This is a genomic window from Microbispora sp. CSR-4, assembly GCF_008033685.1.
Taxonomy (GTDB): Bacteria; Actinomycetota; Actinomycetes; order Streptosporangiales; family Streptosporangiaceae; genus Microbispora.
On sequence record NZ_VJVX01000033.1, the window covers coordinates 67,240 to 85,879 of the forward strand.

Consider the following 18,640-nt stretch of genomic DNA (forward strand, 5'->3'; position numbering starts at 1 on the left):
CGGGTTCACGCGTTCAACCGCCGGATCACGACACCGGTGATCCGGCTTTCCGGGAGGAGCCCCCACTGCCGGGAGTCGGTGCTGCGCGACGGATCGTCCCCGAGCACGAGCAGCCGCCCCGGCGGCACCCGCGTCTCCCCCAGCGCCTCGAATCCCGGTGGGACCGGATCCCCGGCCACGGCGGCGGCCCGCTTGATCACCAGGTTGGTGCCGCCGTCGAGCGTGACCCCCTCCCCCGGGCCCACGCGGGAGATGACCACGATGTCACCACGCCGGACGCGCCGCCCCGTGCGCAGCGTGCGTACGAGGACCCGGTCGCCGGACCGCAGGCTTGGCTCCATGCTCTCCCCGTGCACCTCGACGACGCGCAGCGACCGTCTGGCCGCCATCGCGGCGGCGCCGCCGAGCGCCGACGCGAGCAGGACGAGCAGGACGGGTGTCATCGTGCGTGTCATCGTGCCCCCGAGAGCCGGTCGTGCGGGGCGGCGGCGGTGTGGTCCTCCCGCTGCCGGTATCCCTCGGCCTGCAGGGCGAACAGGCGAGCGTAGATCCCGCCGCGCGCGAGCAGCTCGGTGTGCGTGCCCTGCTCGGCGACCTGCCCGCCGTCCAGGACCACGATGTGGTCGGCGTCGCGCACCGCGCCGAGCCGGTGGCTGATCAGCAGGCTCGTACGGCCGCGGCGGTGCTCGCGCAGGCCTTGATGGATCTCGTGCTCCGCCTCGGCGTCGAGGCCCGAGCTGGGCTCGTCCAGGATCAGCAGGTCCCTCTCGCCCCGCAGGTAGGCGCGGGCCAGGGCGACCCGCTGCCACTGCCCGCCCGACAGATGGACCCCCACATCCGTGGGACCGTCCTCCGCGGGGTCCACGAGGCCGCCGAAGACGCGGGACAGCATCGTGTCGTACCCCCGGGGCAGGCGGCTCACGACGCCGTGCACCCCCGCCCGCCGCGCCGCCGCCTCGATCCTCCCCCGGTCGTCCAGCGCGGCGAGGTCGCCCAGGCCGATGTTCTCGGCCGCGGTCATGTCATATTCCATGTAGTCCTGGAACACCGCCCCGATCCGCGCCCGCAGCTCCGCCGGGTCCACCTCCCTGAGATCGATCCCGTCCCAGAGGATCGAGCCGCGCTCCGGGTCGTACATGCGGCACAGGAGCTTGACCACCGTGCTCTTGCCCGCGCCGTTCCGGCCTACGAGCGCCACCGCGGTGCCGTACGGGATGGTCAGGGTCAGGCCGCGCAGGGCCCAGGGGTGGCCGGGCGAGTAGCGGAACCACACGTCCTTCAGCTCGATCCCCCGGCGCAGCGGACCCGTCCGCCGGGGCCGGGCCGGGACCGGCAGGTCCGGCTCGGCGTGCAGGACGGCGAGGTAGTGGCCGAACAGCAGCACCTGCTGGTGCACGGTGACGAGCTCGACGACGAGACCGCTCACCGCGGCCTGGACTCCGGCGACTGCGGCCACGAACAGCGCCACGTCGCCGATCGCACCCGTGCCGTTCGCCGCGGACACGAGAACCCACAGCAGGCCGCCCCCGGCCGCGAGCGCGGCCGTCGTCCCGGTGACGGCCTGCACGCCCAGCTCGCGCCGGTCGGTGCGGCTCCGCTCGGCGTTCGCGGCCCGCCGGTAGGCGTTCATGAGCCCGCGCAGGTGCGCCCCGGTGCCGAAGAGCCTCAGCTCCTTGGCCGCCCGGACGTTGACGAGAAGCTCGCCGAAGAAGAGCTCGCGGCGCTCGACCGGGCCGATGCCCCACAGCATCGCGGCCCGCCGCCGCGACAGCCAGAGCTCGGCGGCCAGGGACGGCACCGCGGCACCGAGCACGAGGGCGGCCATCCACGGGCTGATCGTCACGAGGGAGACGAGGAACCCGGCGCCGGTCATCGCCGTCCTTGCGGTGCCCAGGGCGGCGGAGACCACCATGCCCGGGGTCGCCCCGCCGTGCTGCTGGGCCATGCGGATCCGGTCGTGGAACGCCGGGTCCTCGAACCTGGCGAGGCCCACGAACCGCTCGGTGGCCCGGAAAAGGCGGTCCTGGGCGGCGAGGCCGATCCTGCGTCCGCTCTCGTCCCTGACGTACTGGACGATCTGCGGCCCGAGCGCCGTCAGCACCCCGCACCCGGCGAGCACCGCGCCCAGGCCCGCGGTCACGCCGACCCCGGGCCGGCCGGCGGCGATCTCGTCGAGGACCAGCTTGGTGCACCAGGCGATCGTCACCGGCAGGACGGCCATGAGCGTGCTGAGGACGGCGAAGGCGATGGTCAGCCCCCTGCCCGCCCGCCAGGCCATGCCGAGGGCGGTCACCACCGCCCGCGCTCGGGCCGTCACGCGTGTGCGGGGATCATGTCGAGGTCCTCCAGGGTGGTGCCGCTGGCGACCACCCTCCCGTGCTCGTCGACCAGGGCGAGGGACGGGAAGCCGCGCACCTGCAACGCCTTAGTCAGGCCGGTGCCGAACTCCTCGATCAGCACCAGGGCGACCGGCTCCAGCGCCCGCCGTTCCTCGGCCATCTCCTCCTCCGCACCGACGAGCACGGCCAGCGCGTTGCCGCGTCCTCCGGGGAACGACCGCGCGTGCTCGGCGAACTGCGGCAGGCGTTCGTGGCAGGCCGGGCAGTCGGGCGAGAAGACGCCGACGAGGACCGTCCCGGTCAGCGTCTCATCCGAGACGTGCACGCCGTCGGTGCTCACCGCGGAGAAACCGCCGATCGTCGCCCCAGGAGGCAGTACGAGGAACGGGGCACCCGGCGGTCGCGCCGACAGCATCTCCTCGTGCGCCCGAAGCCGCCGGATCACCCCGACCGTCAGCACCAGGTCGATCAGGCACAGGACGCCGACGCCCAGAACGAGCGCTGTCAGGAACGGCATGAGGAACCACCTTCGTCAGGGTGAACTGGTGAACAGACCGGCGATCTCGCCGATCGCGGACAGCAGGACGGCCGCGGCCCCGGCTGCCAGGGCGACCGCGACGAACCCGGCCGGCCCGAGACCCGCGAGGACGGTCCCGGCGCCGGCCTGTACCGCACCTGCCTGTACGGCTCCCGCCGTCGCGGCGGCGAGGAGCACGGCGTTGCGGGCGAGATGACCGGGGCCCACGGGAACGACGGAGGCGCCGAAGCAGCGGCAGGGGACCCGCCTGCCGCGCCGCAGGGCGACGACGATGGCCACGGTGAAGGCCACGAGCAGCCCGAGCGCGAGACAGAAGCCGGCGAGCACGGTGGGCGGCCAGGCAAGCAGCGGCGCGACGGCGGCCTCGGCGGTGACGACGAGCGCCGCGACGGGCCGGGCCGGCAGCCGCACGAGGGGCACGAGGGCGCGGATGGCCGCCGTGAACTCCTCGTACGCCGTCCGCCCGCGCAGCTTGCTCACGGCCGACATGAGGAAGACGATCCCCGTGAGCAGCCGGCAGAAGGCGAAGAGATAGGCCACGGGCGTCCTCATCCCCGGTCGGGCGGGTGGGTCGCCCACCACGCTAGGAACAGCCGCGAGACACCGGATATACGACGGCTACACGCCGCGGTGTATTCGTTATGCGGCCATTTGGCCGATGTGACGCGGGGACTGCACAATGGACGACGTTTCACGCCGGCGAGGAATCGAAGCAGCGTGAAAACGTCCCGGAAACGCGACTTCGCGACGACCATCGACCAGCGGCTCCAGCGGACGGCGCAACAGGCCGTCGACGCGTACGTCCACCGCGACGACGCGCAGATCGCCACACAGGTCCTGATCGTCCCGGGCGAAGGGACCGTAAGGGCGATGGTCTCCAGCCGTGATCCCGACGGCGGGCGGGGACTCCAGCAGGGCACGACGGCGATGCCGTACGCCCTGGCCGCCGCGCTCGCCGCCGGCTGGCGATACGACGACGGTTTCTTCGTCGGGGACGCGTACCGTGCCCCGAGCTACCCGGCGTTCAAGAACTGCGCGGGCAGGCCCGTCGGCGATCCAACCCACAGCGTCCGCAACCGCGAGAAGGGCGGAGCCCGGTTCGTCACCCTGCGGTCGGGCACCCGGGACGCCGTGAACACCTTCTTCATGCAACTGCAGGGGAAAGTGGGCCTGTGCGAGACCATCCAGATGGCCCATCTGGAAGAAGACGATGACCGAGGCGGTGCGGGGGACGCAGGAGACCCGCTTCACCCGGCCGGACACCGAGCGCTTCGGCGGCTGCCGCGACTCCTGCCCGCCGCGTTGATCGGCGACGGTGAGCGGGGCGTCCGCTCTCAGCCGCGCATGCTCTCGTCGAGCGGGGTGAGCGTGGCCGAGGCCTCGTCGTGCTCCATGCCGGTCGCCTGGAGCAGATCGACGGCGATGGAGCGCAACTGCGCGATGATGACGTTCGCCGAGAAGCCCAGGTGCTTGGGCCGCTCCCGCGCGGCGACGGCGAGCAACGCCTGCCTGGCCAGCGTCGGCTCGCGCCCGGCCCCCAGCTCCAGTTGGAGCAGCAGCGCCGCCTCCGAGACCTCGCGCAGCAGCTCGGCCAGCGCGACCGGCGGCGGCATGGGCTCCCCCATCGCCGCCAGCGTGCGGCGCACCAGCACCCGCGCGTTGCGCAGCGCCAGGTCCACCGGCAGGGCGGCGGTCTGATACCTGGCCAGCCTGGCCCGGTGATGCCGGCGCAGCGGCGAGATCCTGATGATCTCCTTGCTGTTGTCCAGCGCCGCAGTGAACTCCTCGACCGCGGTCTGGGTCCTGCGTCCGCATTCCAGGGCCTCGGCGGCCAGGTCCGCGTCGCCCTTCTCGATCGCCTCCGCCGCCTGTTCGAGCATGGTGGAGAACGCGTCGAGCACACCCGACAGGTGCCTGCCCGCGATGGTGAGCGGGCTGGCGGGCAGCAGGGCGACCGCGGCGATGCCGACGACGCCGCCGGTGAGCGCGTCCACCATCCGGTCCAGCCCGCCGCCGTCCGCGCCCGGCACCAGCATGGCGACCAGCACCGCCGACGACCCGGCCTGCGACACGAACAACTCGCTGCTGTTCAGCAGCCACGCGACGGTCATGGCCAGCGCGATCACGAACGCGAGCTGCCAGGGGCCCGAGCCGATCCACGACACGAGCAGGTCGCCGACGCCCACCCCCAGGCTGACGCCGATCACCAGCTCGGCCAGCCTGCGCAGCCGCCGGCCGGACCCGATGCCCACGCAGATCATCACGGCGACGGGCGCGAAGAGGGGGTTGGGGTGGCCGAGCAGATGTACGGCGACGAGCCAGGCCAGCGCGGCGCCCACGGCACACTGCGCGATGGAAGGCCCGATCACACCGAACGTGCCCAGCCGTTTCCTCCACTGATCAACGAGCCACGCGCGCACCCCTCCACAATCGCGAATCTTTATGACAGTGGGATCACATTTGCCCCGAAATCCTCTGGTTCGAGCCGTTCGCCGTACGAGGCCGGCGGCGGCGTCGCCAAGGCCTCTCTAGTTGATCCGGAAGACGGGGAAGCCCGGAGCGATCTCCCGCACCTGCTCCTCGGACGCGTTCGCGTTGAGTCCCTCGAAGAACCTTCCGACCTCCCAGCCCCAGCGCTTCAGGTACGCCCGGAGAACGGCCGGCTTCTCCTCATCGGAGAGCTCGATGGCGGTGAACGCTTCGACGCGGCAGCCCACGCGCAGCTCACCGTTCCCGGCGGCACGCAGGTTGCGGACCCACTGAGTGATACCCCGGGGTGCGACCAGATAGCGAGTGCCGTTCAGGGTCAGCACGTTCACCGGCGTGGTGCGCCATTCCCCGCTGGACCGGCCGCGGACGTACAGGATCCGGGATCCCCAGAGGCTGATCCCGAGCCGGGTCAGCCCTGCGACCGTCCGGTTGAAGAGGTGATCCACGCGGGTCGGTTCGATGTAGCGGGACATGGTCGACTCCTCGGCGACTCACTCCGAGAGCACTGCTCTCGCCTTAGGGCAAGCATGCCCGGAGATACGCTCACAGTCAAGAGCGGTGCTCTCTAGCTTGTACGCCGATCTCGTCGAAGACGTGGAAAACCCCGCCTCCAACCACGGGAGACGGGGTTTGCGCTGCTCAGGGCTGCTGGGGAGGCAGGGTGGGCTGCCCGTCGGAGACTAGGCGCCGGTGTGCCGGAAGCGGGCCTCCCTGATGTCGGCCTCGTGCCGCACCGCCCAGTCGGCCAGCGCGGACACGGGCTCCAGCAGGGTGCGGCCGAGCGGGGTCAGGCTGTACTCGACGCCGGGAGGCACGGTCGGGTGCACCTCGCGGCGCACCAGGCCGTCGGTCTCCAGGGCGCGCAGCGTACGGGTGAGCATGCGCTGGCTGATGCCCTCGATCGCGCGGTGCAGCTCGTTGTAGCGATGGGGCCGGCCGCCGAGCAGGATCAGCAGCAGCATGCTCCATTTGTCGCCCAGCCGCCGGAACAGCTCCCCCACCGGGCAGGCTTCGAGCTCGTCGATCGGCACGGGACGGGGAAGCTCGTGGGCGAGTACGGAGGGAACACCAGTGTGCGTACCGGACATCAAACTGCCTTCTTTCCGCCTCTGACGTCGCAGCCCGACGATTGGACCAGCCGACCACCAGCCTATGGAGGATTCCGTGCCGGGCCGACGACACAAGACCGTCATCATCAGCGGGGGAACCGACGGCATGGGGCGGGCGACCGCCCTGGAACGGCTCGCGAGGGGCGATCACGTCACGGTGATCGGCAGCAGCGAGGCCAAGGGCCGTGCGCTGCTGTCCGACGCGGCGAGCCCGAACCTGCGGTTCGTACGGGCGGATCTTTCCTCGATCGCGGAGGTCGAGCGGATTGTCACCGACGTGGCCGAGCACCACGACTCGGTCGACGCGCTGGCGCTGTTCGCCAACCGGATCAGCTCCAAGCGCACGGAGACGGCCGACGGGCTGGAGTACACCTTCGCCCTGTACTACCTGAGCCGATACCTGCTCGGGACCCGCCTGCGGCCGCTGCTGAACGCCGCCCCCGACCCGGTGGTCGTCAACGTCGCCGGGGTCGGCGTCACCGCGGGCCGGATCGTGTGGGAGGACCCCCAGTTGACACGCCGGTACGGCCAGGTGCTCGCGCAGCTCCAGGCGGGACGCGCCAACGACCTGCTCGGCGTCGCGTTCGCCGCCCGGCCCGAGAACCGGGCGCGCTACGTCCTCTACCACCCCGGTTTCACCCGCAGCGGGGTGAGCGGCCACCGGAACCCACTGGTCCGCGGAGCCATCAGGGTGCTCGCGGCGTTCCTCGCGCGCCCGGTGGCCGAGTCGATCCGTCCGATCGTCGAGTGGATCGACCACCCGCCGGCCGGCGCGCTCACCGCGGTCGACCGCGGCAAGCCGGTCGACCACTCGCTGAAAACGCTCGATCCCGGCGACGCCGAGCGCCTGCTCGCCTACACCGAGGACCTGCTCGGCCGCCTCCGGGCGGACGCCTGACCTGACGGCGAACCCCGCCTGCCCGGTACGGCAGACGGGGTTTCGCACGCCAACGACTACTTGAGGAGCTGGCGGGCCATGACCATGCGCTGGATCTGGTTGGTGCCCTCGTAGATCTGGGTGATCTTGGCGTCGCGCATCATCCGCTCGACCGGGAAGTCGCGCGTGTAGCCGTACCCGCCGAGGAGCTGGACGGCGTCGACGGTGATCTCCATGGCGGCGTCGGAGGCGGCGCACTTGGCGGCGCTGGAGAAGAAGGTGAGGTCCTTGACCGGGGTGCCGCTCATGGCCAGCTCCGACTTCGCGGCGGCGGCGTAGGTGAGCTGGCGGGCGGCCTCCAGCTTCATCGCCATGTCGGCGAGCATGAACTGCAGGCCCTGGAAGTCGGCGATCGGCTTGCCGAACTGCTTGCGCTCCTTGACGTACCCGAGGGCGTAGTCGAGCGCGCCCTGGGCGATGCCGAGCGCCTGGGCGGCGATGGTGACGCGGGTGTGGTCGAGCGTGGCCAGGGCGGTCTTGAAGCCGGTGCCCGGCTCGCCGATCATGCGCGAGGCCGGGATGCGGACGTTCTCCAGGATGACCTGGCGGGTGGGCGAGCCCTTGATGCCGAGCTTCTTCTCCTTGGGCCCGAACGAGACGCCCTCGTCGTCCTTCTCCACCACGAACGCCGAGATGCCGCGGGCGCCGGCCGAGGGGTCGGTCACGGCCATGACCGTGTAGAACTCCGACACGCCCGCGTTGGTGATCCACATCTTGGTGCCGTTGAGCACGTAGTGGTCGCCGTCGCGCTCGGCCCTGGTCTTCATGGAGGCGGCGTCGGAGCCGGCCTCCGGCTCCGACAGGGCGTAGGAGAACATGGCCTCACCACGGGCGACCGGCGTGAGGTAGCGCTGCTTGAGCTCCTCGGACGCCGACAGCAGCAGCGGCACGGTGCCCAGCTTGTTGACGGCCGGGATCAGCGAGGACGAGGCGCACGCGCGGGCGACCTCCTCGATCACGATCACGGTGGCGAGCGCGTCGGCGCCCGCCCCGCCGTACGCCTCGGGGATGTGCACGGCGTGCAGGTCGGCCGCGACGAGGTCCTTGTAGACCTCCCAGGGGAACTCCTCGTTCTCGTCGGCCGCCGCGGCACGCGGGGCGATCTTCTCGTCGGCGATGGCCCGGACCGTCTCGCGGAGCATCTCGTGCTCCTCAGCGGGGGCGTAGAGAGGGAAGCTCATAAGGCCGATACTAGGACGTCCGACTAGAAAGTTACCAGTCAGTACGACAGCCTCCCTGACTGATCTTCTTGACAGGGGTGAGGAACCGGTTGCCTGGCATCGACCGGGGCGGACCGAGGGCCGTACCGTGGGGCCAAGGCGCCGGTTTGCCCAGGTGGTTCACAGGGCAGTTGACTGGCCCGGTACCATGCCAGATCACAAAGAGTCGGTAAGAGGGGAGCATGCCGTGCCGTACCGCCTCACTGTGCTGGGGACCGGATACCTGGGTGCAACGCACGCGGCGTGCATGGCCGAACTGGGCTTCGAAGTGCTCGGTCTGGATGTGGACCAGAGCAAGATCGAACGGCTGCAGCGCGGCGAGCTGCCGATTCACGAGCCCGGTCTGGAGGAGCTCCTCCGCCGCAATCTCGACTCGGGCAGGCTGCGCTTCACCACCTCATACGAGGAGGTGGCGAAGTTCGGCGACGTCCACTTCATCTGCGTGGGCACGCCCCAGAAGAAGGGCGAGCAGGCCGCCGACGTCTCGTTCCTGGACGCGGTCGTCGAGTCGCTGGCCCCGCACCTCGACCGCGAGTGCCTGGTCGTGGGCAAGTCCACGGTGCCGGTCGGCACCGCCGAGCGCCTCGCCGACAAGCTCGTACGGCTCTCGCCCGCGGGGATGCAGGTCGAGCTGGCCTGGAACCCCGAGTTCCTGCGTGAGGGCTTCGCCGTCCAGGACACGCTCCGCCCCGACCGGATCGTGCTCGGTGTGACCTCCGAGCGGGCCGAGAAGGTGCTGCGGGACGTCTACGCGCCGCTGGGCGAGATCCCGATCGTGGTGACCGACTTCCCGACGGCCGAGCTGGTGAAGACGGCCGCGAACGCGTTCCTGGCCACGAAGATCTCGTTCATCAACGCCATGGCCGAGCTCTGCGAGGCCGCCGGCGGCGACGTCACCCAGCTGTCGCAGGCGCTGTCGTACGACGAGCGGATCGGCGGCCGCTACCTCAACCCCGGCCTCGGCTTCGGCGGCGGCTGCCTGCCGAAGGACATCAGGGCGTTCACGGCCAGGGCCGACGAGCTCGGCGCCTCCCAGGCGCTCGCGTTCCTCCGCGAGGTCGACCAGATCAACCTGCGCCGCCGGGCCCGTACGGTCGACCTCACCCGCGACATCCTTGGCGGGGCGTTCGACGGCCGCAGGGTGGCGGTGCTGGGCGCGGCGTTCAAGCCCAACTCCGACGACATCCGCGACTCTCCGGCCCTGGACGTGGCCCTGAAGATCGCCGAGCAGGGCGGGCAGGTCACGGTCTACGACCCGGTCGCCCTGTCGAACGCGCGGGCGGCCCACCCCCACCTGGGGTACGCCGAGTCGGCCATGGAGGCCGCCCATGAGGCCGAGGTCGTGCTGCTGCTCACCGAGTGGCAGGAGTTCGTGACCCTCGATCCCGAGGAGCTGGGCGCGGTCGTCGCCGCCCGCACGATCGTCGACGGCCGCAACGCGCTCGACGCGGACACCTGGCGCGAGGCCGGCTGGGACTACCGCGCCCTCGGCCGCCCCTGATCCTCGCGCCGGCCCGGCGAGCCGGGCCTCACCGCACCGAGCCCGGCGAACCCGCCCTCACTGCGCCCTCAGACGGAGGAGGGGCAGGAAGACGTCGTCGACGATCTCGGCGATGACGTCCTCGGAGACCGGCCGCCCGGTCATCAGGAGCTCGTGACGGACGAGGTCGATCGGCAGCGCCGCCAGCCGCGGAGTGAGGCGCCGACGGTCGATCTCCCCGCGCGCGGCGGCGCGGTCGAGGATCTCGTCCATCAGATCGGGCCCCCCGCGTTCGGCCAGAAGCCGCTCTCGCAGGTCGGCCATCGTGGAGCCGGTCTCCGCGAAGAACTCGCTCATCTGCATGCTCATCACCACCGCCAGCTCGCCGCGCCGCTCCGACATCCACCGCAGCAGGGCCACGACGTCGTCGCGGAGAGAGCCGGTGTCGGGCACCGTGAGCCGGTTCTTCCGGCCGTAGTGCATGATCGCGGCCACCGCCAGATCGGCCCGGCTCGCCCACCGGCGGTAGACCACCGGCCGGCTGGTCTGGGCACGTGCGGCCACCCCCTCGAACGTGAAGCCGCCATAGCCGCCGCTGACCAGCTCGTCCCATGCGGCGTCGAGCAACGCCTCCTCCAGCTCGGCTCCACGCCGCCTGGTTGCGGTCTTCTCCGACACGATCTCTCCTCAAGATACACAAGCGCATCTTATTGACGGCACGACATCCAGAGGATTAGATACACAAGTGCATCTAATCTTGCTCCGGAGGTCGCCATGAGCACCGCAAGTCCGCCCGCCACCCGGGAACGCCTCGACCCGGCATTCGTACGGCTCTCGCTCGTCATGCTGACCGGCACCCTCGCCGTCGTCTTCGACACGACGATCGTCAACATCGCACTGGACACCCTGGGACGGCAACTGCACGTGCCGGTCTCGACCGTCCAGTGGATCACCACCGGCTACCTGCTCGCCCTCGGCATGGTGGTGCCGACGACGAACTGGCTGACCGGCCGTTTCGGCGGCAAGAACGTCTGGCTGGCCGCATTGACGATCTTCCTGGCCGGATCCGTCGGCGCGAGCCTCGCCCCGGACGCGGCGACGCTGATCGCCTTCCGCGTGGTGCAGGGCGCGGGCGGCGGTCTCATGCTGACCGTCATGCAGACGATCCTGGTCCAGGCCACGGGCGGACGGTCGCTCGGCCGCGCCACGGCGATCATCGGGCTGCCCGCCCTGCTGGGCCCGGTGCTCGGCCCGGTCCTCGGCGGCCTGATCGTCCAGCACCTCTCCTGGCGCTGGATCTTCTGGATCAATGTGCCGTTCTGCCTGGCCGGGCTCGCGCTGGCCTGGCGCTTCATGCCCGCGGGCGAACGCGACCGCGAAGCGCCGCTCGACTGGATCGGCCTGGTCCTGCTGTGCCCCGGCATCGCCGGGATCATCTTCGGCCTCTCCCGGGTCGGGGTCGGCGGCGGCTTCGGCCACGCCGACGTGCTGCTGCCGCTCATCGCGGGCGCCGCGCTCATCGCCGCCTTCGCCGTACGCGCGCTCGGGACGGACACGCCGCTCGTCGACCTGCGACTGCTGCGCAGCCCCTCGTTCAGTGCGGCGAACGCGCTGATGTTCCTGTCGGGCTTCGTCCTCTACGGCGCGATGCTGCTGATCCCGCTCTTCTATCAGCAGGTGGGCGGCAGGGACGCGTTCACGGCCGGTCTCCTGCTCGCCCCGCAGGGCATCGGCGTGATGCTGAGCAGGGGCCTGGCCGGCACGCTCACCGACCGCGTGGGCGCGCGCCCGGTCACCGCCGTCGGCCTGGTGATCACCGCGCTCGGGACGCTGCCGTTCGCCTGGGCCGGGCCGGACACCGCGACGTGGTGGCTCGTCTCCGCGCTCGTCGTACGCGGCGTCGGCCTCGGCGCCGTGACGATCCCCGTCATCAGCAGCGCGTACGAGGGACTCACCCGCGACGAGGTGCCGCACGCGAGCGTGATCACGAGGACCGCGCAGCAGGTCGGCGGCTCGTTCGGCACCGCCGTGCTGGCCGTGGTCCTCGACAGCGCACTCGCCCGTCATCCCGGCGGCCCTTCGGACGCCGCGGCGGCCTTCGAGCACACGTTCTGGTGGTCGCTCGCCTTCACCGTGCTCGCACTGGTCGTGTCCGCGTGGCTGCCTTCCCGGCTCACCCGCCGCCCCACGGCAGCCGGATGAGCCGGGCTCACCGATGCCGGGGCTACCGGCCGAGCTGGGCCGCCTCGGCACGCAGCCGCTCCCCCTTGGCGTGCGCCTGGTCCCGCAGGGCGGCCTGGAACTCCTCCATCCGCCGCCGCAGGTCCTCGTCGGACGCCGCGAGGATCCGTACGGCGAGCAGCCCCGCGTTGCGGGCACCGCCGACGGCGACGGTCGCCACCGGCACCCCGGCCGGCATCTGGACGATCGACAGCAGCGAGTCCATGCCGTCCAGATATTTGAGCGGCACCGGAACGCCGATCACGGGCAGCGGGGTGACCGAGGCCAGCATGCCCGGCAGGTGGGCCGCGCCGCCCGCGCCCGCGATGATCACCTTCAGCCCGCGCCCGGCGGCGCGGGAACCGTACTCGATCATCTCCGCGGGCATGCGGTGCGCCGACACCACGTCGGCCTCGAAGGACACGCCGAACTCGGCGACGGCCTCGGCGGCCTGGCGCATCACCGGCCAGTCCGAGTCGCTGCCCATGACGATTCCGACGTCAGGCATCCACAGGTCCCTTCAGGCAGGTGACGGCGTGGTGGGCGCGGGCCCGCACCTCGTCGAGGTCGGTGCCGAGGGCGGTGACGTGCCCGATCTTGCGGCCGGGCCGGACGTCCTTGCCATAGAAATGGATCTTGATGCCCGGGTCGTTGGCCATCACGTGCTCATAGCGCGAGTAGACGTCGGGGTCGGGCCCGCCGAGCAGGTTGGCCATGACGACGACCGGCGCGGTCATCGACGGCGACCCGAGCGGCAGGTTGAGCACGGCCCGCAGGTGCTGCTCGAACTGCGAGGTGCGGGCGCCCTCGATCGTCCAGTGGCCGCTGTTGTGCGGGCGCATGGCCAGCTCGTTGACCACGAGCCCCGACTTCGTGACGAACATCTCGACCGCGAGGAGCCCGGTCACGCCGAGGTCGCGGGCGATCGTGAGCGCGATCCGCTGGGCGTGCGCCGCCTCCTCCTCGCCCAGGTTCGGCGCGGGCGCGATGACCTCGACGCAGATGCCGTCCTGCTGCACGGTCTCGACCACGGGATAGCTGACACCCTGGCCGTGCGCGGACCGGGCGACCAGCACGGCGACCTCACGCTCGAACGGGACGAACGCCTCGGCCATCAGGGCCACGCCGGTGGCGAGCACCTCGCGCGCCTCGTCGGGCGACTCGCACATCCACACGCCCCGGCCGTCATAGCCGCCGCGTACGGCCTTCAGCACCACGGGCCAGCCGTGCTCCTCGGCGAACGCCTCCACACCGGCCAGGTCGTCGACGCGGGCCCAGGCGGGGCAGGGCGCGCCGATGGCGGTGAGCCGCTCCCGCATGACCGCCTTGTCCTGCGCGTGGACCAGGGCGTCCGCCCCGGGGTGTACGGCGAGGCCGTCGGCGGACAGGGCCCGGATGTGCTCGGTCGGCACGTGCTCGTGGTCGAAGGTGACGGCGTCGCACCCCTTCGCGAACTCCCGGAGATCGTCAAGGTCGCGGTAGTCACCGAGCCGGGTGTCCACGATCACCTTGGCGGCGCTCTCGTCACGGTCGTTCGCGAGCACGCGCAGGTCGATGCCGAGCGCGATCGCGGCCTGCTGCGTCATCCTCGCCAGCTGACCCGCGCCGACCATGCCCACCACGGGCGGGGTCACGGGTGCGGTAGGGGGAACGTTCGGGCTGTTCACGACACGTCAGCCTACCTATTGCCCGGCGAAACCCCGTCAGCCGGATCCCTTGCGGATGTCGGCGAGGACCCTGCGCATGCCGATCGTCGTCATCGTGGTGTCCTTCGCAACCTTGGTCGCCAGCACCACGATCTCGCCGCCGGTGACGGTCGTGGCCGCGCCGCCCGTGAAGGCGCGTACGTCCGCGGCCCGATAGCGGGGGTGCGCGAGGGAGGAACGGCCCGAGCCCGGCTTCTGGGTGAAGACGACGCGCAGCGCGTGGAACACCAGCGCCCCGCCGGCGGGCAGCGCGAGCGCGCGGGCCGGTCCCTCGATGCGCACGTCGGTGGTCAGGCGATCGGGGCGGGCCCTGCCGGGGGCACGGACCAGCTCCACGAGGAGGCGGCGCATGGGGTCACCGGAGGCGAGGCGCACCCCGCTGACCCCGGCGCCGTCCACCCCGGAGGGATCGGTCAGGAACGCGACGTGCCGGGTGGGCGCGAGCCGCGCCGCGACGGCCGCGTCCGGAACGGCCTCCGCGTCGAGCACCGCGCCGTCCATCGCGGGCGCCTTGCCGACGAGCAGGATAGGCCCGGCGCCGAGCCGCCATCGGCCGTCCTCCCATACGAAGACGAAGTAGGCCGGCTGGGGCTTTCGGGCCAGCACGGCGAACCAGGCGCCGTTCTCGCCGTCCTCGCGGTGGGGCAGCAGGAACTCCGGATCGTGGTAGGCCCGGAAGGCGGGCGCGGCGTAGCCGTCCCGAGCGGCCGCGCAGACCCCGCTCGCGATGGCGCCCTCCGCACCGGTCGTGAGCTGCTGGATCTGGGCGCAGTCGCGGTCCTTCCAGGCGTCCGCCAGGTCGCCGAGGCCGTCGAAGGCCTCCTGCGCGTCGGCCATGGTGATCTCGACCGTCGCCGGGGGCGTCTCGCCCGGGTCGGCGGGGGTCTCGCGGAGGCCCTCGGTCCCACACCCCGCGAGCAGGACGAGGCCGAGACCGAGGGCCGTGAGTCTGCGGAACACGAGTGAGGCCACCTCTCCAGAACGCGTACGTCCCCGAACGAAGTGATCCTGGTCGGGCGAGAGCGTAGTGCGAAGACCGGCCACTCATCCCAGATAGCGGGATTTTTCTTGAAATGTTCTTTGATGACCTGGGACGAAGCGGGCGAAGGTTGCGGCAAGACCCCGATTTGTGCTTGTGAACGGTAGCCTGAGAAGACCTCGCCGCCGACCGTGGCCGCCGATCAGGAAGGACCGTACGGGACGTGCAGTTGCTACGACGCGCCTACGAGCGGTTCGCCGCGCTCATCCATGAGTTGATCAAGTTTGGCCTGGTGGGCGCGATCGCGTTCGTCATCGACTTCGGCGGCACCAACCTGCTGCGGTTCGGCATCGGCATGGGCCCGCTGTCCTCCAAGGTCGTGGCCACGATCGTCGCCGCCACGTTCGCGTACGCGGGCAACCGCTTCTGGACCTACCGTCACCGGGAGCAGAGCGGCCTGGCGCGTGAGTACGTCCTGTTCTTCCTGCTGAACGGCATCGGGCTGCTGCCCCCGCTGCTCACGATCGGCTTCGTGAGCTACTCGCTGGGCCTGCACGACGCGGTGAGCTACAACATCGCCCAGTTCGTCGGCGTGGGGCTGGGCACGCTGTTCCGCTTCTGGTCCTACAAGAAGTGGGTGTTCCTGGCCGTTCCGGAGCTGGCCCCGGAGAAGTCCGAGGAGCCCGCCGAGGGGGCCGTCGAGAAGGTGGGCGCGCTGCCCCACCCCGACGTACGGTCCCACCCCGACGTACGGTCCCACCCCGACGTACGGTCCCACTCGGACGCGCGCCCCCACCCGGACGTGAAGGCGCAGCCCGACCCCCTCGCCACCAGTTGATCCGTCAGGCGGGGCCGCTCACCACGCGATGACGCCCGCTGTCGCGGGTGTGGCGTAAGAAGATGGCGAACGTCGCCGGGCGGCGTTTGACCAGCTCAAGCCGCCCGCCGTCGGCCGCCACCAGGGCGCGGGCGAGGGTGAGCCCCAGGCCCGTGCCGCCTCCCCCACTGACGCTCCGCTCGAACACCCGGTGGCCGAGGGCGTCCGGAATGCCCGGGCCCTCGTCGGCCACCTCGATCACCACAGACCTGCCCGTACTCGATGTGTTGATCGTCAGCACGCCGTCGCCGTGCTTGAGGGAGTTCTCCAGCAGGGTGGACAGCACCTGGCTGAGCCCGCCGGTCGTGCCGAGCGCGCTGAGGCCGCGGTCGCCCGCGAGCACCAGCGAGCGGTGGGCCCGGCGGAACGCCGGCTCCCATTCGGTGATCTGCTGGCCCACCACGTCGTCCACGTCGATCGGCGCAGCCTGGGCGTGGCGCTGGCGGCGGGCGGCGGCCAGCAGCTCGTCGATCACGGCGGTCAGCCGCTCGACCTGCACGACCGCGGCCTCGCCCTCCTCGCGCACCACGTCGGGCTGATCGGCCGCCGCGACGATCTCCTCCAGGCGCATGCTCAGCCCGGTCAGCGGCGTACGGAGTTGGTGGGAGGCGTCGGTCGCGAACTCGCGCTCCCGCGCGAGCAGGTCGGAGATCCGCAGCGCGCTGCGGTCCAGCACCTCGGCCACGAGATCCAGCTCGGGGATGCCGTAGCGGTGCCTGCTCGGCCTCGCGTCGCCCGAGCCCAGCCGCTCCGCGATCCTGGTGAGATCCTGAAGCGGCAGGTTCAGGCGACGCGAGGTGACGGTCGCCAGTCCGATCGCGGCCCCGAGGGCCACGACGGCCAGCGCGATGATGAGCACCAGCCGCGCATGGGTGTCCTGTTGGACCTGGGCCGCGTCACGGCTGACGCGTACGTATCCGTTCTCGGAGCGCGCCTCCTCGGTCAGATCGCGGCCCGCCGGTGGAGGCGAGCCCACGACGATCGGCGGTTTCCCGCGGACGTACACCTGGAGGTACCGGTCCGGGTAGTTCCGCGCGAGCTGGTCCGGACTGATCTCCAGGCCCTGGCTGAGGGAGTACTCCACTCCGAGCAGCAGCCGGCTCGCGTCCGTTCTGAGCTCCTGGGCGACCTCGTCGCTGATCAAGCGCACGACGACGACACCCAGGGGCACGCCTAACAGCAGTACCGCGATGACCGCGACGAGCAGCATGGAGGAAAGCAGGCGCCGGCGCACGTGCTAGCCCCTCCCCCGCAACCGCCCCACGGCGGCTACTCGCGCTCGAAACGGAAGCCGACCCCTCGGACTGTCGTGATGTAGCGCGGCTTGGCCGCGTCGTCTCCGAGCTTGCGGCGCAGCCACGAGATGTGCATGTCCAGTGTCTTCGTCGACCCCCACCAGTTCGTGTCCCACACCTCGCGCATGATCTGCTCGCGGGTGACGACCTTGCCGGCGTCCCGTACGAGCACGCGGAGCAGGTCGAACTCCTTGGTGGTCAGGTGCAGTTCCTTGTCTCCCATCCAGGCCCGGCGCGAGTCGGCGTCGATGCGGACGCCTTGCACCACCGGGGTCTCCGATGTTCCGCGCCGGAGCAGGGCTCGCACCCGGGCGAGCAGTTCTGCCAGGCGGAACGGCTTGGTGACGTAGTCATCGGCCCCGGCGTCGAGACCGACGACGGTGTCGACTTCGTCGACACGGGCGGTGAGGATCAGGACCGGAGTCCCGTGTCCCTCCGCGCGAATGCGGCGCGCGACCTCCAGCCCGTCCATCTCTGGAAGGCCGAGGTCGAGAACAATCAGGTCGACGCCCCCCGACAAGGCCCTCTCCAGGGCCTGCGGGCCATCGGGGCTCACCTCCACCTGATAGCCCTCCCGGCGCAGGGCTCGCGCCAGCGGCTCGGAAATCGAGGTGTCATCCTCGGCGAGAAGTACGCAGGTCATGGTGCGATCGTAGGACCTTGTGCGATCGTTTCCCGGCTACAGCGCGCCTTTTGACTTGTCGTTGACCCATCAATTGACCTGGGCAAACACTGATAAATCCGGGATAGTCAGCACGGAAGCGACGCGATCTTCTATCCTATTCTCGACCATTTCGAACTTCGTCGCTGGAAACCGCATAATGGCGTGAAAAACGCCCGTCGAAGCGATGACGACGGGCGTTGTGCATCTGATTTCCCGTCCGTGCGAGCGACGGCCGGGGGTGCGCCGGGCCACGGGAGCCCGGCTCGGGAGCCCGGCTCGGGAGCCCGGCTCGGGAGCGCACGGCTCAGGCGGACGGCGGTTCCGCGTACCGCTGAAGGTACAGCTGTTCGCCCAGGCTCTCCAGGAGGCCCAGCTCGGTTTCCAGATAGTCGATGTGGTGCTCCTCGTCGGCCAGGATGCGCTCGAAGAGCGTGGCCGAGGTGATGTCCCCCCGCTCCCGCATGAGCGCGATGCCGGGCCGCAGGCGCTTGACCACGCCCAGCTCCAGCTCCAGGTCGGCCTGAAGCTGCTCCCTGACGGTCTGGCCGATATGCAGGGTGTTCAGCTTCTGGTAGTTCGGCAGACCCTCCAGGAACAGGATCCGGTCGGTGAGTTCCTCCGCGTGCCGCATCTCGTCGATGGACTCCGCCCGCGTGGTCGCGGCGAGCTTCGTATATCCCCAGTTCTCCTGTAGCTTCGCGTGCAGGAAGTACTGGTTGATGGCGGTCAGCTCGGAGGTGAGCTGCTCGTTGAGCAGCGCGATGATCTCTTTGTCGCCCTGCATAA

20 protein-coding genes are annotated in these 18,640 nt (G+C 70.9%); 4 read left to right on the plus strand and 16 right to left on the minus strand.

Annotated elements, in window-relative coordinates:
- Window positions 1-5: 5 nt before the first annotated feature.
- The 8 genes from FLV34_RS23450 to FLV34_RS23485 form a co-directional block, all read right to left on the minus strand.
- Complete coding sequence (locus tag FLV34_RS23450; protein ID WP_222709595.1) at window positions 6-455, minus strand: S26 family signal peptidase; 450 nt, start codon at window positions 453-455, stop codon at window positions 6-8.
- A complete protein-coding gene (locus FLV34_RS23455) occupies window positions 452-2,317 on the minus strand; it encodes an ABC transporter ATP-binding protein (protein ID WP_260617162.1) in 1,866 nt (621 codons plus the stop codon). Before FLV34_RS23455 ends, FLV34_RS23450 begins: the two co-directional genes overlap by 4 nt.
- Window positions 2,314-2,856 carry a redoxin domain-containing protein gene (locus FLV34_RS23460; RefSeq protein ID WP_147944063.1) on the minus strand — a complete coding sequence of 181 codons (543 nt, stop codon included), beginning with the start codon at window positions 2,854-2,856 and terminating at the stop codon, window positions 2,314-2,316. The genes FLV34_RS23455 and FLV34_RS23460 overlap by 4 nt, the downstream gene beginning before the upstream one ends.
- Before the next feature lie 15 nt (window positions 2,857-2,871).
- Entirely contained in the window at window positions 2,872-3,417 is a 546-nt protein-coding gene (locus FLV34_RS23465) for a MauE/DoxX family redox-associated membrane protein (protein WP_222709596.1), read from the minus strand.
- 99 nt (window positions 3,418-3,516) lie between these two features.
- Window positions 3,517-4,074, minus strand: a complete 558-nt coding sequence (locus FLV34_RS23470) for a hypothetical protein (protein ID WP_142646407.1) — start codon at window positions 4,072-4,074, stop codon at window positions 3,517-3,519.
- A 137-nt stretch (window positions 4,075-4,211) separates the two neighbouring features.
- Complete coding sequence (locus tag FLV34_RS23475) at window positions 4,212-5,297, minus strand: aromatic acid exporter family protein (protein WP_142646409.1); 1,086 nt, start codon at window positions 5,295-5,297, stop codon at window positions 4,212-4,214.
- 108 nt (window positions 5,298-5,405) lie between these two features.
- Entirely contained in the window at window positions 5,406-5,840 is a 435-nt protein-coding gene (locus tag FLV34_RS23480; protein WP_147944065.1) for a nitroreductase/quinone reductase family protein, read from the minus strand.
- Window positions 5,841-6,047: 207 nt separating this feature from the next.
- Entirely contained in the window at window positions 6,048-6,455 is a 408-nt protein-coding gene (locus FLV34_RS23485) for a helix-turn-helix domain-containing protein (RefSeq protein WP_142646413.1), read from the minus strand.
- A 76-nt stretch (window positions 6,456-6,531) separates the two neighbouring features.
- Between FLV34_RS23485 and FLV34_RS23490 the strand changes: the two genes are divergently transcribed.
- Complete coding sequence (locus FLV34_RS23490) at window positions 6,532-7,374, plus strand: SDR family NAD(P)-dependent oxidoreductase (RefSeq protein WP_142646415.1); 843 nt, start codon at window positions 6,532-6,534, stop codon at window positions 7,372-7,374.
- Window positions 7,375-7,430: 56 nt separating this feature from the next.
- On the opposite strand, the gene FLV34_RS23495 is transcribed toward FLV34_RS23490, so the two are convergent.
- Window positions 7,431-8,594: an acyl-CoA dehydrogenase family protein gene (locus FLV34_RS23495; protein WP_142646417.1), complete on the minus strand. Its 1,164-nt coding sequence runs from the start codon at window positions 8,592-8,594 to the stop codon at window positions 7,431-7,433.
- A 187-nt stretch (window positions 8,595-8,781) separates the two neighbouring features.
- Between FLV34_RS23495 and FLV34_RS23500 the strand changes: the two genes are divergently transcribed.
- On the plus strand, window positions 8,782-10,134 hold the full coding sequence (locus FLV34_RS23500) for a UDP-glucose/GDP-mannose dehydrogenase family protein (protein ID WP_205829999.1): 1,353 nt from the start codon (window positions 8,782-8,784) through the stop codon (window positions 10,132-10,134).
- Between the two features lie 57 nt (window positions 10,135-10,191).
- On the opposite strand, the gene FLV34_RS23505 is transcribed toward FLV34_RS23500, so the two are convergent.
- Window positions 10,192-10,791 (minus strand): TetR/AcrR family transcriptional regulator, encoded by a 600-nt coding sequence (locus FLV34_RS23505; protein ID WP_221889886.1) that lies wholly within the window; start codon window positions 10,789-10,791, stop codon window positions 10,192-10,194.
- A 96-nt stretch (window positions 10,792-10,887) separates the two neighbouring features.
- Here FLV34_RS23505 and FLV34_RS23510 point away from each other — a divergent pair, with 96 nt between their 5' ends.
- The gene (locus tag FLV34_RS23510) at window positions 10,888-12,315 is read left to right on the plus strand and encodes an MDR family MFS transporter (protein ID WP_147944066.1); all 1,428 of its coding nucleotides are present in this window, start codon (window positions 10,888-10,890) and stop codon (window positions 12,313-12,315) included.
- A gap of 22 nt (window positions 12,316-12,337) precedes the next feature.
- On the opposite strand, the gene purE is transcribed toward FLV34_RS23510, so the two are convergent.
- The 3 genes from purE to FLV34_RS23525 are packed head-to-tail and all read right to left on the minus strand — an operon-like array spanning window position 12,338 to window position 14,999.
- On the minus strand, window positions 12,338-12,841 hold the full coding sequence (purE, locus tag FLV34_RS23515) for a 5-(carboxyamino)imidazole ribonucleotide mutase (RefSeq protein ID WP_147944067.1): 504 nt from the start codon (window positions 12,839-12,841) through the stop codon (window positions 12,338-12,340).
- Window positions 12,834-14,000 (minus strand): 5-(carboxyamino)imidazole ribonucleotide synthase, encoded by a 1,167-nt coding sequence (locus FLV34_RS23520; RefSeq protein ID WP_147944068.1) that lies wholly within the window; start codon window positions 13,998-14,000, stop codon window positions 12,834-12,836. The genes purE and FLV34_RS23520 overlap by 8 nt, the downstream gene beginning before the upstream one ends.
- A gap of 36 nt (window positions 14,001-14,036) precedes the next feature.
- Window positions 14,037-14,999: a hypothetical protein gene (locus FLV34_RS23525; RefSeq protein WP_147944069.1), complete on the minus strand. Its 963-nt coding sequence runs from the start codon at window positions 14,997-14,999 to the stop codon at window positions 14,037-14,039.
- A gap of 242 nt (window positions 15,000-15,241) precedes the next feature.
- Here FLV34_RS23525 and FLV34_RS23530 point away from each other — a divergent pair, with 242 nt between their 5' ends.
- Window positions 15,242-15,856, plus strand: coding sequence for a GtrA family protein (locus FLV34_RS23530; protein WP_221889887.1), 615 nt, complete (start codon window positions 15,242-15,244; stop codon window positions 15,854-15,856).
- A gap of 4 nt (window positions 15,857-15,860) precedes the next feature.
- On the opposite strand, the gene FLV34_RS23535 is transcribed toward FLV34_RS23530, so the two are convergent.
- From FLV34_RS23535 to bfr, 3 genes are all read right to left on the minus strand, one after another.
- Window positions 15,861-17,129 (minus strand): ATP-binding protein, encoded by a 1,269-nt coding sequence (locus FLV34_RS23535; protein ID WP_168065730.1) that lies wholly within the window; start codon window positions 17,127-17,129, stop codon window positions 15,861-15,863.
- 35 nt (window positions 17,130-17,164) lie between these two features.
- On the minus strand, window positions 17,165-17,833 hold the full coding sequence (locus FLV34_RS23540; protein ID WP_030451323.1) for a response regulator transcription factor: 669 nt from the start codon (window positions 17,831-17,833) through the stop codon (window positions 17,165-17,167).
- 325 nt (window positions 17,834-18,158) lie between these two features.
- Entirely contained in the window at window positions 18,159-18,638 is a 480-nt protein-coding gene (gene bfr, locus FLV34_RS23545; RefSeq protein WP_142646431.1) for a bacterioferritin, read from the minus strand.
- Window positions 18,639-18,640 lie beyond the last annotated feature (2 nt).

What these genes read in the sequence shown, in the direction of transcription:
- FLV34_RS23450 (WP_222709595.1), bottom strand. Translation starts at nt 455, where the DNA reads ATGACACGCACGATGACACCCGTCCTGCTCGTCCTGCTCGCGTCGGCG.
- FLV34_RS23460 (WP_147944063.1), bottom strand. Translation starts at nt 2,856, where the DNA reads ATGCCGTTCCTGACAGCGCTCGTTCTGGGCGTCGGCGTCCTGTGCCTG.
- FLV34_RS23470 (WP_142646407.1), bottom strand. Translation starts at nt 4,074, where the DNA reads ATGGGCCATCTGGATGGTCTCGCACAGGCCCACTTTCCCCTGCAGTTG.
- FLV34_RS23480 (WP_147944065.1), bottom strand. Translation starts at nt 5,840, where the DNA reads ATGTCCCGCTACATCGAACCGACCCGCGTGGATCACCTCTTCAACCGG.
- FLV34_RS23485 (WP_142646413.1), bottom strand. Translation starts at nt 6,455, where the DNA reads ATGTCCGGTACGCACACTGGTGTTCCCTCCGTACTCGCCCACGAGCTT.
- FLV34_RS23495 (WP_142646417.1), bottom strand. Translation starts at nt 8,594, where the DNA reads ATGAGCTTCCCTCTCTACGCCCCCGCTGAGGAGCACGAGATGCTCCGC.
- FLV34_RS23500 (WP_205829999.1), top strand. Translation starts at nt 8,782, where the DNA reads ATGCCAGATCACAAAGAGTCGGTAAGAGGGGAGCATGCCGTGCCGTAC.
- FLV34_RS23510 (WP_147944066.1), top strand. Translation starts at nt 10,888, where the DNA reads ATGAGCACCGCAAGTCCGCCCGCCACCCGGGAACGCCTCGACCCGGCA.
- purE (WP_147944067.1), bottom strand. Translation starts at nt 12,841, where the DNA reads ATGCCTGACGTCGGAATCGTCATGGGCAGCGACTCGGACTGGCCGGTG.
- FLV34_RS23540 (WP_030451323.1), bottom strand. Translation starts at nt 17,833, where the DNA reads ATGACCTGCGTACTTCTCGCCGAGGATGACACCTCGATTTCCGAGCCG.
- bfr (WP_142646431.1), bottom strand. Translation starts at nt 18,638, where the DNA reads ATGCAGGGCGACAAAGAGATCATCGCGCTGCTCAACGAGCAGCTCACC.